Source organism: Parachlamydia acanthamoebae (assembly GCF_000875975.1).
GTDB lineage: Bacteria > Chlamydiota > Chlamydiia > Chlamydiales > Parachlamydiaceae > Parachlamydia > Parachlamydia acanthamoebae.
In genome coordinates, this window is the sequence record NZ_BAWW01000041.1 from 1 (window position 1) to 268 (window position 268).

Annotated in this window: 1 protein-coding gene; it reads left to right on the plus strand. The window is 43.7% G+C overall.

Annotated features, from left to right (window positions below):
* On the plus strand, positions 1–268 hold a 268-nt coding region (locus AOM43_RS08575), incomplete at both ends, for a hypothetical protein (protein WP_152618851.1).

The window sequence follows — 268 nt, forward strand, 5'->3', positions numbered from 1 at the left end:
GATGCCTGGGATAGATTGCTTTCTGTTACCATCGGCAATATACGTTTTCATTATACCTATGACGATCTAAGTCGGCGCCTTTCTAAAGTTAAATCGCTTTGGGATCCATTAACAGATAATTGGGTGACGCAAGATACGCAGTATTTCCTCTACCAAGGAGATAATGAAGTCGGCGTTTGTGATGCAGAGCAACACTTAATGGAATTTAGACCGCTTGGCCATGGACGTGGTGCTGAAATCGGTGCTGCGGTTGCTTTTGAAATTCAAG